The following is a 13147-nucleotide window of genomic DNA, read 5'->3' on the forward strand; positions in this document are numbered from 1 at the left end:
ATCGCACCTGCTACAGCTCAATAAAACTGTAGTTAGGTTCTTGTCTTGCTGGTGCCGCTTCCCGTGTTCCTTGTGTTTCTCAAAAGGTACAGTAAAAAAAATCGATCGCAGGAACTGAGAAATTTTGTGCAAAAAATTCTCAGTGGCAGACACTCAGGAGGTTGCCAAACTACACTAGAAACAGTTAAATACGTAAGTAGGGAGTCTGCTTAAATTTCTCTATATCAGAAGTATCATTTAAAACCGGGGCATTAACCTGAAATTGAACCATCGAGATTAAATATTTAACTTGCGCTCTGTTAGGGAATCTGCAATCAATCAAGGCTGATCTTGACAGGGCGATCGTCGATTACAGGTTTGGGCTGCGTTCGAGGTCGTAAGACACTCACAAACAGCCGTCGATTATAGGTTGGAAAGCGGTAATACCCGCCCCGCTTTCCCTCACCGCCATCCCTTCAGTCGATCGTCGTCCTCCACTCCCAGCCGGGTGGCGGGGGACTGACCGAAAAAACAGAAGTGAAAACAAGGAAGTGTGCGGGATACTTTAGCGGGAATAAACATGACAAAGGACAATAATTCAGGAGAACAAAAACGGCTGATGCTGGTTGACGACGACCCCAATTTGATCTTGCTGGTCAAAGACTACTTGGAGTTTCGGGGTTACAACGTCATTACAGCAGAAAACGGCAGAGACGCTCTGGAAAAACTAGAACAAGAAGTTCCCGACTTGATGATCTGCGACGTGATGATGCCGGAAATGGACGGCTACACTTTAGTCAAACACATCAGAGAAGACCCGCGCACGAGCTGGATTCCGGTTCTTTTCTTGTCCGCAAAAGGTCAAAGTTCAGACCGAGTAAAAGGCTTGAGCACGGGCGCTGACGTTTATATAGTCAAGCCTTTTGAACCAGAAGAACTGGTAGCCCAAGTGGAATCTTCTCTGAAAGCAGCATCCCGCTTGATTCGTCACTCAAATCCCGGTATGGAGAGTGGCCCAAAAATTAAGGCGCGCCGCAATGTCGAATTGACTCCCACTGAGTTAAAGGTGGTACAGTTGCTAGCGCAGGGTATGGCAAACCGCCAGATCGCAGACGTGATGAATGTCAGCCAGCGGACTATCGAAAGCCACGTCAGCAATATGCTGGGCAAAACAGGTCTGCACAACCGGACAGAGTTAGCTCGCTGGGCTCTTGAAAGCAAAAAGGCTTGAGCGGAGGTAGTCTGCGCTATGAAATCAGGGGAGCAAAATCTACTGCTATGCGCTGGGCGTATGCCTGTTTGGCGGTAGGGCGGTGGGCGCGGTAGTTTGAAGACGCCCTTAACCTTGACACGGCAGTCGGTATTGAGTTACTAGGCGTATAGTTTGTGAGGGCCCCTCGCTCAAAAGCAAGCAGGGTTAAAAGAACCCTCTGGCGGTAGAGCCGAAAATATGAAATACTGGGGAGATGGAGTTTTCTGAAGTCTAATCTATTGCCTCAGTTAGCTCCATGTTGCTAAAATGTGATATTTAGATTAACTTCTTTCTACAATTATTAGGTCTAAGTTTCTATGACAAACTTAATGAACCGCCTTTCTATTTTTGTGGACGGGAACAATATGTTCTACGCTCAACAAAAGAACGGTTGGTTTTTTGATCCTCGCAGGGTGCTCGAATATTTCAAAACTTCGCAGCCGAATGTCATCTTGATCAATGCTTTCTGGTATACGGGTCTGAAAGACCCCCAAGATCAAAGGGGATTTCGAGATGCTTTGATCAGTCTAGGTTACACGGTTCGCACTAAAATTCTTAAGGAATATTACGACGATGCTTCGGGCAGATATTCTCAAAAGGCTAATTTAGACATAGAAATTGTGGTTGATATGTTTAATACCGTGGATCAATACGACCAAGTTGTGCTGTTTAGCGGGGATGGGGATTTTGAGCGGGCGATCGAGCTGCTCCGCTCGAAAAATACTCATATTACTGTGGTATCCACCGAAGGAATGATTGCTAGAGAGTTACGAAATGCTACAGATAGGTATATAGACCTAAATGAAATTAGGGAACATATCGAGAAGATGGATTATTAGTCAGTAGTTAGTAGTTATTAGTCATTAGTCATTAGTCATTAGTTAGTAGTTATTAGTCAGCAGTTATGGGTTATGGGTTATGGGTTATTAATTATTCGTTATTGGCGCGAAACACGGGACTGGTGCTCCCGCCAAAAAACGCATACTTGCTTTCCGATAGGAGCCACCAGTAGCCCAAAATTTTAGACTAAGGTTCAAGTTCCCAGATTCATCTGTGGAGTAAATCTCAAATCTAAAATCTAAAATCTCAAATCTAAAATCGACTGACTGGAGGCTAAAAATCCAGAAAAACGGACAAGTAAAAATCAGGAAAACACTTTTGTAGAGCTATGAAAACTCAACCAAGTCAAGACCGGATTATTATTTTCGATACGACTTTGCGGGACGGAGAACAATCTCCGGGTGCATCTCTGAATGTGGATGAAAAGCTGACGATCGCCCGCCAGTTAGCGAGATTGGGCGTGGATGTGATTGAAGCGGGTTTCCCTTTCACCAGCACGGGAGATTTCGAGGCAGTCCAAAAAATAGCCCGATCGGTTGGCACAGAAAATGGGCCGACAATTTGCGGTTTAGCGAGGGCGAGAAAGGAGGATATTAAAACAGCAGCCGAGGCTCTGAAACCCGCCGTAAATTCGCGAATTCATACGTTTCTGGCTACGTCCGATATTCACTTGGAGTATAAGCTGAAAAAGACGCGGGCTGAGGTTCTGGAAATAGTGCCGGAAATGGTGGCTTACGCTAAGTCTTTTGTGGATGATGTGGAGTTTTCGCCGGAAGATGCTTGTCGATCGGAACCGGAGTTTTTGTATCAGGTTCTAGAACGGGCGATCGCAGCGGGTGCGACTACTGTTAATATTCCCGATACTGTCGGCTATACGACTCCGAGCGAGTTTGGGGCTTTGATTCGCGGAATTAAGGAAAATGTGCCGAATATCGATCGCGCAATTATTTCGGTTCACGGTCACAATGACTTAGGATTGGCTGTTGCTAACTTTTTGGAAGCTGTGAAAAATGGCGCCAGACAGTTAGAATGCACGATTAACGGGATTGGCGAACGGGCGGGAAATGCAGCTCTCGAAGAGTTGGTAATGGCGCTTTACGTGCGGCGCCAATATTATAATCCGTTCTTGGGCCGGCCTGCGGATTCTGAGGAACCGCTGACAAATATTGACTCGCGCCAAATTTATAAAACCTCGCGGTTGGTTTCCAATTTGACGGGGATGTTGGTGCAGCCAAATAAGGCGATTGTGGGGGCAAATGCTTTCGCTCACGAGTCGGGAATTCACCAAGACGGAGTGCTGAAAAATAAGCGGACATACGAGATTATGGACGCTGAGTCGATCGGCTTGACTGAAAATCAAATCGTCTTGGGCAAATTATCCGGCCGTCACGCATTTCAGACTCGCTTGAAAGAGTTGGGTTTTGAAATGGCCGACGATGAGCTAAATAAGGCTTTTGTCAAGTTCAAAGATTTAGCTGACAAGAAAAAAGAGATTACTGATTGGGATTTAGAGGCGATCGCCAATAACGAAGTGCACCAAGCACCGGAACTATTCCGGTTAGAATTGGTGCAGGTTTCCTGCGGCGACAAATCTCGCCCGACAGCAACTGTCACTGTGCGGAATCCGGCGGGCGAAGAATTGACCGATGCTGCGATCGGCACTGGGCCTGTGGATGCGATTTACAGGGCAATTAACCGGGTGGTAAACGTACCCAACGAGTTGATCGAGTTTTCTGTACAATCGGTAACAGCAGGAATTGATGCGATCGGCGAAGTAACAATTCGCTTGCGCCACGAAGGCAAAGTATTTTCCGGTCACTCAGCAAATACCGACATTATCGTAGCCTCCGCAGAAGCATACATCAGCGCTTTAAATCGCCTGTATCAGGCATTGCAGCATAGTGCTGAAAAATCCTCGGAACAGCCAAATCTGATCAGAAATGAAGTTGTTGCAAAAGCACAGCGCTGATAAATTTATTGTCAGCCATTTTTCTTGAAACCAACCGCAGACGAACCCAGATCGAAGCAGATAAATCTCAATTAATCTGCCTTAATCCGGGTTTATCTGCGGTTTAAAATTACTTTTTTTACTAATAACCAAATCTTGAAAAATGCAAGACGAAACCTTAAAAAAAGAGCGGCAATTCCACGATGCTTGGGCATCCACAATCGATATTGACGGCATTCAAGTCAATGATTACTTTGAAGCTTGTACCGCCCCAGAAAATAGATTTATCGTCCAGCAAATGGGCGATATTACAGGCAAACGCCTGTTAGATTTAGGCTGCGGCGCGGGAGAAAACAGCGTTTATTTTGCTAAAAAAGGCGCGCATTGTGTGGCTGCCGACTATTCCCAGGGCATGGTAGACGTTGCTCTGAAATTGGCAGAGAAAAACGGCGTCAAAATAGAGGGCTGCACTGTAAATGCAATGGCGATGGATTTCCCGGACAAGAGTTTTGATATTGTTTACGCTTCTAATTTGCTGCACCATTTGCCGGAACCGGAAAAGGCAATTCGCGAAATGCACCGCGTGCTAAAACCGGGGGGAAAAGCTTGTTTTTGGGACCCGATGAAGCACAATCCCGTGATTAATGTTTACCGCAGAATGGCGACTGAGGTGCGGACGGAGGATGAAAGTCCTTTGGATATTAATATTGTGAAAATTGTTCAATCTTTGTTTTCCGAGACGGCTTACGATACGTTTTGGCTGACATCGCTGTGGATTTTTTTGCGCTTTTATTTGATAGAAAAAGTGCATCCAAATGAGGAGCGTTATTGGAAAAAGATTATCATTGAACAAGAGAGATTGAAACCGGAATACTCTCGATTGGAAGAGTGGGATAGCTTTTTGAAGAAGTTGCCTTTGATGAAGCGCTTGGCTTGGAATTTGGCTGTGGTGGCAACGAAGTAAGACGATTTTAGATTTTAGATTTTGGATTTTCGATTAAAGAATCGGGAATGACTGATGATATCAGTGGTAGGGTGCGTCAGTTTTGAGATTTTAAATCAGCGCCGAAAGTATTATTCTGACGCACCATTTGTTGTCAGGTGCGTCAGTTCCGAGATTGTTTGTTTGGAGCAAAAATAATCACAACTGACCAATAATTTCTTGATGGTACAAGCCCCCGCATTTATCCGTGGAATCAATCCAAAATCGAAAATCGAAAATCCTCAAGAAAGAGCATTTATCTCGCGCAAGTCAATTCTTTAATCTAAAATCTAAAATCTAAAATCGATTGACGCACCCTACTGAAAACTCTAAAAGAAGTACAATAAGTCAAAGCATTTAATTAAGAGGCTAATTATGCCAGAAACTATTACTGCTATCTACGAAAACGGGGTTTTGCGTCCCCTGATTCCTTTGTCATTGAATGATGGGGAAACTGTGCAAATCACAATTGTAGCGGAAGTTTCGCAGGAAGAACTCAAGGGCGATCGCGAAAAGTCGATGATTAAGATGCTTGTAGAGGGGGTGCGTTTGCCAAAGAAACAGGGTAAGCTCGATCGGGCAGAATTAATCAAGCGCGCGCAGCAGTGGCGCGAATTGATGCAAAAAATGGAACCGCTACCAGGTAAGCCTATTTCAGAAATCGTTATCGAGGATCGTGGCCCGTGGTAAATGCTTATTTTCTGGATACTAGCGCTTTAGTCAAACGATACGTGCCTGAAAAAGGCAGTGAGTGGATTTTATCGATTACCGATCCTGCTACAGATAACCATTTAGCTATTAGCCAGATTACTTGGGTGGAGGTACACAGCGCTTTTGCACGCCGTCTGCGGGATAGAAGTTTGTCTGCGGAGCGTTTTGATTTAATTGTGCAAAAAGTTAGGGAGGATTTTGAAAATGAATACCGAGTCATAGATGTCGATCAAACTTTGATAGAAACAGCCACCGAATTGGTGATGCAACATCCACTGCGGGCTTATGATGCTGTGCAATTGGCGGCTGCTTTGCGCGTTCAATATATTTTAACATCCATACCAGAAACTCAACTAATTTTTGTTTCGGCGGATAACAGATTGCTGGATATTGCTCGTTCGGCAGGGTTGGCGACGGACAATCCTAATAATTATCCGTAATCAAGCTGTTTGTAGTGAGGAATGCCAGTCCTCATACAGCGGATTCCAGGTTTATAAAGTACACCCCAGAAACCGGGTTTCTTCTGGATTTCTCGCCAGAAACCGGTTTTATTCAAGAAACCCGGTTTCTCTGTACTTCACTTACCTGGAAAGTGCTGTATCATAAAATTTTGAGGACTGGCATTCCTCACTACAAACTAATTTTAGTGCGATCGCTCTTTATAGGATTTCTTTCAAAGTTTTAACTAAGATTTGATTCTGTTCCTCCGTACCTACACTAATCCGCAATTTGTCTTCTAATCGGGGCTGATTGAAGTATCGAATCAATATTCCCCGTACTTTGAGTGTTTGATAAATTCTTTCTGCATCGCCGTTTGGTGGCCTAACTAACAAAAAGTTGGTTTGCGAGGGCCAAACTTCAAAGCCTAATTCCTGGAAGCTAACGGCTAGTTTTGCTCTGGAAGCCTTAATTTTTTCGGCGTTGGCTATTTTGTGGTCTTGATCTGCGATCGCCGCTGCCCCCACTGCATAGGCTAAAACATCTACATTATAGCTGTCTTTAATTTTATTTAATTCAGCCAGCAGCGCCGGATTTGCTATGGCCAAACCCAGCCTCAATCCTGCGAGGGAATAACCTTTTGAAAGCGTTCTCAAAACTATAACATTACTGTACGTTTCTGTCAAGTTCAAAGCATTTTCTTCGGCGAAATCTACATAAGCTTCGTCGATGACAAGAATGCCCGATAACTCTTTAGCTAGTTTCTCCAAATCTGCCACAGATAGGGCTGTTCCCGATGGGCTGTTTGGCGAAGCTACAAAGGTTACTGCCCCTCTGGCTGCTATTAATAAATCGACTGGTAACTTGTAGTCGTCGGGATAAGGAACTTCGACAAATTCTGCCTCTTGAATTTCTGCCAAAGTGCGGTACAATACATAGGTAGGCGCGGGACAAACAATCTGTTTCCCAGATTCGCCGACAGCGCGAACTATCAAGTTTAATAAATCATCGCTGCCGTTACCTACCGCAATCCAATCGTCAGGTACTCCTAAAACTTTACTAGCAGCAATGCGGAAACTTTTGCCCGTTGGATCTGGATAGCGCCGCAGCATTTCTCCGTCTATTTCCTCAAGCACTTTTAAGGCTTTGGGAGAAGGCGGATAGGGATTTTCATTAGAATTTAATTTAATAATTTTTGTGCCTAGCGGTGGCTGTTCTCCCGGCACATAGCCAGACATTTCGTGGATGCTTTTGCGAAAGTAATTCATCTATATAATTGAGTTTTGTGGAACGTGCCGGAGAGCCCGTTCTTGATAATGGTGCAAGATATCAAGTTAAACAAATTATATCAAACAATTAGTGACTATCCGCGTTATACCCAAATCAATTAACTTTTGCATATCCGCTCGATCGTCCACCGTCCAGGCTACAATGTCAACTCCCTGACTCCGGCTTTCTGGAATTAGTGCGGGGTTTTCCAGCAACACGCGGTACTGGCTGCTAATCAAATTATCCTGATGCGCCACAGCTTGAGCAAATTGAGTTTTGTATGCTTCTAGATTAGCAACAATGTGTCCGATCGCCAAATCGCCAGATAGCCGCCGCACTTGTTCCAGAAATCCATCGTTAAAGGAGGTAATAACGCATTTGTGTTGGATTTCTTCGCCCTTCAAAGTCTTGACAAAATCCGCGACATCTGCATCCGACCACTCGCAGTGCGGCTTGACATCAAAGTAAAGAAATTTGTCAACATTTTTGAGGATAGCTAATGATTCTTTTAAGGTAGGAATTTTTTGTTGTGAAAATTCATCGCTAAACCATTTTCCCGCATTAAGTGTCTGCAATTGAGACAGGGTTGTTTCCCTAACTTTGCCAGAAACTCCAGTGATTCTATCTAATGTGGCGTCGTGAAAAATCACTGGTACGTTGTCGGCGGATAGCTGGATGTCAAATTCGATCGAATGAGCTCCACGGGCGATCGCCAGTTCAAAAGCTGCTAAAGTATTTTCGGGGGCGATCGCCGAAAATCCCCGATGTGCGATAATTTCTACATTCACTGTCTTGTGCCCTCTAAAAAATCTGCCACAGTTTGATTAAAAGTTTCCGGTTGAGTCAAAAAAGACCAGTGATTCCCCGGTACTTTTGCAACAGTAAGATTTTTCAAGTATCTCTTGTATGGCTGCATTTGCCAAGCCATGCGATTTACGCCTTTTTCCGGCTGTACAAACAAAGTTGGGATCTCAATATTTTCAGTTAAACCGGCAACTTTCATCACTTCTGTAAATATCTGATTTCTGGCTGTAATCGCAAATTTACTGCCCCAATTTCCGTCGGATTTTGGTTCGATTTGCTGTTGGAATACCATTTGCTGCACATCACTCCAATCTGCGAATTCTCCCGATTGTTTTGCCGCTGCTTCTGCTTGGGATAAAGTCGCAAACGGGCCCACACATTTGAGACAGTCTAATTTTCGGTAAACAATTGGCAGGGTGAGTTTCATCGCGGCGGGCATTTTGGTGATGAAGATGGGGTCTACTAAAATCATACTGCAAAAGCGATCGGGATTTTGCCTCGCCCAAATCGGTGCTAGTTTTCCCGTCCAAGAATGTCCTAAAATGTGGGCGTCTGGCCAGTTGAGATGTGCCATCAAAGCTTCTAAATCTGCGATCGCACTTTCAAAAGTATAGCCTGTTTTCGGTTTGCTACTCTCTCCGTGACCGCGCATATCTGGCGCTACAATATGATAGCGGTTGGACAAGTAATTGCCCAAGTTAGTCCAGACACACGCACTATCTGCTAAACCGTGTAACAGCAGCAAACGGGGAGATTTTTCTTTCCCTGTGTCTGGCTGCCATTCTAGGTAGGAAAGTTCAATGTCTGGTAAGTGCAAAGTATTACGAGTTGGCATAATTAGGGTATTTTATAGTTGGATAAATGTAATTTAAATTTTTTATGAACAGGCAAGATGCCTGTTCCACAAAGAGTGAATTTTTTTGTACGGTTTTCATCAACAGGCAAGATGCCTGTTCCACAAAGAATAAATTTTATTGTGGGGTGGGGTGGGCTTCTAGCCCGCCCTTCTGACTTAACCTTTGCCCTTCAAACTCAACAAGATAAACTGAGTTTTCTGCGCTTCATCAAAATTGTCATCGCTGACCAAAACTAAACTCTGGCTGCCATCTGGCAAGCGCGGGCCGAGGGTCATCCCCTCTAAATTGTACAGCGGAATTCCGAGTTGGCTTAAGTCTAGGAGCAACTTTTTCTTAACAGGTTCGACGGCCACTCGTCCTTTGAAACTCTGGATTCTCGAAGTATCTGTAGCCGCCCCAACCGCTACTTGATAAATCCTAGCGCTGTATCCCGACAGGCCAAAAGAACGTTCTAAACTCAGAATCTGACCGCCACCGATTGTCACTAATTCTGTTAAACCGTTCAAAATAGTCATGGGAACCTGGTCTAGTGTGTAAAGATTTTCTGAGACTAATTGCGGCGTTTTATCGACGATGATATAATGTAAAAGACGAAGTTTGCTTGCCTGTTCTGGGTCTAAATCTTGCATTAACGGGGCTTCCGTAGCTGCGAACAAACGAAACGGGTCTAGACCGCCTGGACTAAAGGTTTCTGGGTCGATAGTTAAAGATTCAAAACCTAAATTGTCCACCACTCCTTGCTGCTGTTTTTCATCGCTGGCATCGGGAATATAGCGCTTTGGTATCGGCAAATTTCCCCGCATTTGCCCGGTTTTGAGGTCAAATTCTCCGAGAAAAGGAGGGATGCCCACATGAGTAACGCCTTCGCTGGCGACAAATATTGAATTGCGGGGAGAAAGGGCGATGCCTTCGGGATTTATGGAACCCCAAGAGAAGGTTTCACCGTCTGATTTTTTGAGGGAGGTAACGCCGTCAACGGTAACTTTTTTCAGGCGAATATTTGCTGGGTCACTTGATGTGAGGTCGAGTCGGAGACTGTAAAATCTCGCTTCTCCGTTTTCGCTGGGGTCGTCGGAAAGAGCGTAAAAGCGATAAGCTTTGGAAGTGACTTCGCTAATACCTTTGGGATCGTAGGTAATTCCTGACAAACCGCCGACGGGTACTCCTTCAAAATTCATTTTTGGCAATTCGTACTCGCCCAAAAATTCTAGGGACAATTCTGGAAAAGAGCGGTCTTTTGCAACTGCGGGAGGGGGGGCGCAAGCTGTGCAAACAGTTAAGAGAATTAGGGCTAGACTAAATAAGCGTAAAATGCGTTGGCGAAGCCCGCCCCTACGGGGGCTACGCCAACGAAGAGGATCGCCCAGCGTCTTTAAATCCCAATAATTGCTCAGTGCGGTGACATTTATTTTGTTGCTCTTGTTGAACAGTTTGCTTTTGTGCCATCTTTGTGACATAATTTATACCGTTTTGTAGATATGCAAAACTTGATGTTTCCAGAAAAGATGCCGAATCGCGGCAACCAAATTTTAAGAATGAGAAGTTCTGTACCAATTGGGTGCTTGCTTTTCTTGTGGCTGTGTGCTGGTTCTATTGCTAGCGCCCAAACTAATCCACCAGCCCTCGATCAATTTTCTCCTAATCCTCTAGAAATTACCACACCCGATCCCCTAGCTCCTGCTAACGAATCTTTGAGCAGCACTCAGCGGGACGAACTGACAGCGGCTTTGGAAGAGTTAAACTTAGAAGCAGCGACTAAACTGCAAGCTGGAGACGGCGCGGGTGCTTTTGAAATTTGGTTCCGAGAATTGCGGCTGCGGAGGTATCTGGGCCCGGCGGCGGAAATTGCTGCTTTGAGTCGGGTGGGAAGTGTTGCTTGGAGTAATGGTAAAAACCTCGAACTACAGCTTATTACCAAACGGTTGCAAGCAATTCAAAAAGAAGTCAAATCCCAAGTACCACTTAATACTGAGTTGCTACCCGCCTTCGCTGCGGCTTTTCAGCAGGTGCGCGCTAAAGGGCCGACTGTAGAAGTTTACCAAGAAATTCTCGAAAATGCGCGCCAAAACCAAGATATATTGGCCCAAGGTCAGATTTTAAAGGCGATCGGGCTAATTCACATTAATTGGTTGAGTTACGATAAAGCTGCTCCCGTGTATGAGGAATTGGCAACTTTAATTCAGGAAAACCGCGATTTATTTGCTGCTAATTCTGCTGTGCAAACTTCTGCTGTTGTTGCGGGAAACGGTGCGCCGCCGCAGCCTGTAACTCCTCCAACTGAGGTAGATGCTCTAAGACAGTTGGCCTACGTTTACCAACAGTCAAAACAACCCCTAAAGGCGATCGCAGCCAGGGAAAAACTAGCATCAGTGTATCTTAACCTGCAAAATCCCAGCGCTATACCACCGCTCAAAATTGCGATCGCCAGCGATTACCAAACCATAGGTCAAATCAATTTAGCCGCTCAATACTATCAGGAAGCCTACAATTTAGCCGTCCCCATTCAACAGTATGCCCAAGCTAGCGAAGCTTTGGATAAATTAGCTTTACTTTATCGAGCGCAAAAGCAGTGGGAGCCTACTTTGCGGATTTATCAAATGCAGTTGCTGTTAGAAGAGCGGGCTTACAATTTCTACGGATTGATGAACACTTATGACAATATCGGTCAAGTTTATCAAGAGATGAAGGCTTACGATAAAGCTTTGGAATCCTATCAAAAAGGGTTGGACGTGGCTAAAAGATTGGGACACAGACAAGAGTATTTTGCTAAGAAAATTCAAAAAGTTAACAAGCAATTGCAAAGAACTTCGTAGTTTTCAGCAGGCAATAAGGCCAATTTGCAATGTGAGTAATTTAAATGCAGTAAGGTGTGCAATGCACACCCTACAAAACTACTTTAGACTCGTAGGTTTCTCGCGAGATAGAGTAATATAGTACATCGGTTTCGTAATAACGAGCGTTTTTTTCATATTTCATACCAACTTTCTGTATCACCCGCTGGGAGGCGATATTTTCTGGGCGGGCGATCGCAACTATTCTATCCAAATTTAATATTTTAAATCCATAGTTGAGACTAGCAAAAGATGCTTCTGTCGCCAATCCTTGATTCCAATAAACTTTGTCGATGGTATAGCCTAGCTCAACTTCCGATGTCTTGTCCAGAAAACCCAGTCCGCAGCGACCAATCATTTTACGGTCTATTTTATGTACTACAGCCCACATTCCGAAGTTGTTTTCTTTCCAACGTTCGAGCATGGTATGAATGGCGATTTCTGTTGCTTCTCTAGTTCTAACTCCTGCGAGGTATTTCATTATTTCCGGATCGCTGTAGATGCGATACAGATCGTCTAAGTCGTCTGGCGTAAATTGTCTCAGATACAATTGGGCTGTCTCTATTTCTTGCATGATTAATATAATTAATACAACTAGATTATGATACCATTTTTGATAAGTCTTGCTCCAAAAAATTTGGGTGGATTTCCTTCCTCAACTCAACTCAACTCAACTACTTGTGACTCGTAGATTTTTCGCGAGATTGAATAATATACTCGATCGGAATGGTCGAGGTTATGCTGGTATCTCATCCCCACTTTTTCCATTACCCGCCGCGAGGCGAGGTTTGAGGTATGTGCAACAGATCCAATTTTTTTGAGTTTCAATACTTCAAATCCATACTTGAGGCTAGCCGCTGCAACTTCCGATGCTAAACCTTTCCCCCAATACGCTTTTGCTAACACGTAACCGACTTCTACTTCAGGTGTTTTGCCTAAGAAGCGAAGCCCCCCGTCGCCGATTAATTGGTTATTTTCTTTATTGACAACAGCCCACAAACCGAAAGCGTGTTTTTCCCAATCTGCGATTATCTGAAATAAATCGGCTGCTGTTTCTTCTCTATTTCTGACGCCTTCGCTCAAATACTTCATCACTTCTGCATCACTGTAGATGCGGTACAGCTCATCTAAGTCGTCTGGTGTAAATTGTCTCAGATACAATCGGGCTGTCTCTATCTCTTGCATGATAAATATAACTTATACCAGTAGATTATAATACCAGTTTTGTCTGCCTAC

Annotated in this window: 13 protein-coding genes; 7 read left to right on the plus strand and 6 right to left on the minus strand. The window is 44.4% G+C overall.

The window, feature by feature from the left end:
• Nucleotides 1–559 precede the first annotated feature (559 nt).
• The 6 genes from QUB51_RS06185 (at nt 560) to QUB51_RS06210 (ending at nt 6152) form a co-directional block, all read left to right on the plus strand.
• Entirely contained in the window at nt 560–1210 is a 651-nt protein-coding gene (locus QUB51_RS06185; RefSeq protein ID WP_015174512.1) for a response regulator transcription factor, read from the plus strand.
• Nucleotides 1211–1548: 338 nt separating this feature from the next.
• A complete protein-coding gene (locus tag QUB51_RS06190; RefSeq protein ID WP_006633075.1) occupies nt 1549–2070 on the plus strand; it encodes a LabA-like NYN domain-containing protein in 522 nt (173 codons plus the stop codon).
• Nucleotides 2071–2399: 329 nt separating this feature from the next.
• On the plus strand, nt 2400–4040 hold the full coding sequence (locus QUB51_RS06195) for a 2-isopropylmalate synthase (protein ID WP_333053009.1): 1641 nt from the start codon (nt 2400–2402) through the stop codon (nt 4038–4040).
• Between the two features lie 142 nt (nt 4041–4182).
• Complete coding sequence (locus QUB51_RS06200) at nt 4183–4983, plus strand: class I SAM-dependent methyltransferase (RefSeq protein WP_333053011.1); 801 nt, start codon at nt 4183–4185, stop codon at nt 4981–4983.
• Nucleotides 4984–5376: 393 nt separating this feature from the next.
• Nucleotides 5377–5691 (plus strand): antitoxin family protein, encoded by a 315-nt coding sequence (locus QUB51_RS06205; protein ID WP_333053013.1) that lies wholly within the window; start codon nt 5377–5379, stop codon nt 5689–5691.
• Nucleotides 5685–6152: a type II toxin-antitoxin system VapC family toxin gene (locus QUB51_RS06210; protein WP_333053015.1), complete on the plus strand. Its 468-nt coding sequence runs from the start codon at nt 5685–5687 to the stop codon at nt 6150–6152. Before QUB51_RS06205 ends, QUB51_RS06210 begins: the two co-directional genes overlap by 7 nt.
• A 219-nt stretch (nt 6153–6371) precedes the next feature.
• Here the strand turns inward: QUB51_RS06210 and hisC are convergent, their stop codons facing one another.
• From hisC to QUB51_RS06230, 4 genes are all read right to left on the minus strand, one after another.
• The gene (hisC, locus tag QUB51_RS06215; protein WP_333209728.1) at nt 6372–7418 is read right to left on the minus strand and encodes a histidinol-phosphate transaminase; all 1047 of its coding nucleotides are present in this window, start codon (nt 7416–7418) and stop codon (nt 6372–6374) included.
• Between the two features lie 75 nt (nt 7419–7493).
• A complete protein-coding gene (locus QUB51_RS06220) occupies nt 7494–8207 on the minus strand; it encodes a glycerophosphodiester phosphodiesterase family protein (RefSeq protein ID WP_333260132.1) in 714 nt (237 codons plus the stop codon).
• Nucleotides 8204–9058, minus strand: a complete 855-nt coding sequence (locus tag QUB51_RS06225; protein ID WP_333053021.1) for an alpha/beta hydrolase — start codon at nt 9056–9058, stop codon at nt 8204–8206. The genes QUB51_RS06220 and QUB51_RS06225 overlap by 4 nt, the downstream gene beginning before the upstream one ends.
• A gap of 177 nt (nt 9059–9235) precedes the next feature.
• The gene (locus QUB51_RS06230; protein WP_333260135.1) at nt 9236–10537 is read right to left on the minus strand and encodes an esterase-like activity of phytase family protein; all 1302 of its coding nucleotides are present in this window, start codon (nt 10535–10537) and stop codon (nt 9236–9238) included.
• A gap of 33 nt (nt 10538–10570) precedes the next feature.
• Here QUB51_RS06230 and QUB51_RS06235 point away from each other — a divergent pair, with 33 nt between their 5' ends.
• A complete protein-coding gene (locus QUB51_RS06235) occupies nt 10571–11893 on the plus strand; it encodes a tetratricopeptide repeat protein (protein WP_333260138.1) in 1323 nt (440 codons plus the stop codon).
• Nucleotides 11894–11963: 70 nt separating this feature from the next.
• On the opposite strand, the gene QUB51_RS06240 is transcribed toward QUB51_RS06235, so the two are convergent.
• Nucleotides 11964–12485, minus strand: a complete 522-nt coding sequence (locus tag QUB51_RS06240) for a GNAT family N-acetyltransferase (RefSeq protein WP_333260141.1) — start codon at nt 12483–12485, stop codon at nt 11964–11966.
• Between the two features lie 86 nt (nt 12486–12571).
• Nucleotides 12572–13096: a GNAT family N-acetyltransferase gene (locus QUB51_RS06245; protein WP_333260144.1), complete on the minus strand. Its 525-nt coding sequence runs from the start codon at nt 13094–13096 to the stop codon at nt 12572–12574.
• Nucleotides 13097–13147: the final 51 nt, after the last annotated feature.

This window comes from Microcoleus sp. AT8-A3 (assembly GCF_036705675.1).
Lineage (GTDB): Bacteria > Cyanobacteriota > Cyanobacteriia > Cyanobacteriales > Microcoleaceae > Microcoleus.

Bases quoted from the DNA above. Each gene is read 5' to 3' on its own strand.
- QUB51_RS06185 (WP_015174512.1), top strand. From the start codon at position 560: ATGACAAAGGACAATAATTCAGGAGAACAAAAACGGCTGATGCTGGTT.
- QUB51_RS06190 (WP_006633075.1), top strand. From the start codon at position 1,549: ATGACAAACTTAATGAACCGCCTTTCTATTTTTGTGGACGGGAACAAT.
- QUB51_RS06195 (WP_333053009.1), top strand. From the start codon at position 2,400: ATGAAAACTCAACCAAGTCAAGACCGGATTATTATTTTCGATACGACT.
- QUB51_RS06200 (WP_333053011.1), top strand. From the start codon at position 4,183: ATGCAAGACGAAACCTTAAAAAAAGAGCGGCAATTCCACGATGCTTGG.
- QUB51_RS06205 (WP_333053013.1), top strand. From the start codon at position 5,377: ATGCCAGAAACTATTACTGCTATCTACGAAAACGGGGTTTTGCGTCCC.
- hisC (WP_333209728.1), bottom strand. From the start codon at position 7,418: ATGAATTACTTTCGCAAAAGCATCCACGAAATGTCTGGCTATGTGCCG.
- QUB51_RS06225 (WP_333053021.1), bottom strand. From the start codon at position 9,058: ATGCCAACTCGTAATACTTTGCACTTACCAGACATTGAACTTTCCTAC.
- QUB51_RS06230 (WP_333260135.1), bottom strand. From the start codon at position 10,537: ATGTCACAAAGATGGCACAAAAGCAAACTGTTCAACAAGAGCAACAAA.
- QUB51_RS06235 (WP_333260138.1), top strand. From the start codon at position 10,571: ATGTTTCCAGAAAAGATGCCGAATCGCGGCAACCAAATTTTAAGAATG.
- QUB51_RS06240 (WP_333260141.1), bottom strand. From the start codon at position 12,485: ATGCAAGAAATAGAGACAGCCCAATTGTATCTGAGACAATTTACGCCA.
- QUB51_RS06245 (WP_333260144.1), bottom strand. From the start codon at position 13,096: ATGCAAGAGATAGAGACAGCCCGATTGTATCTGAGACAATTTACACCA.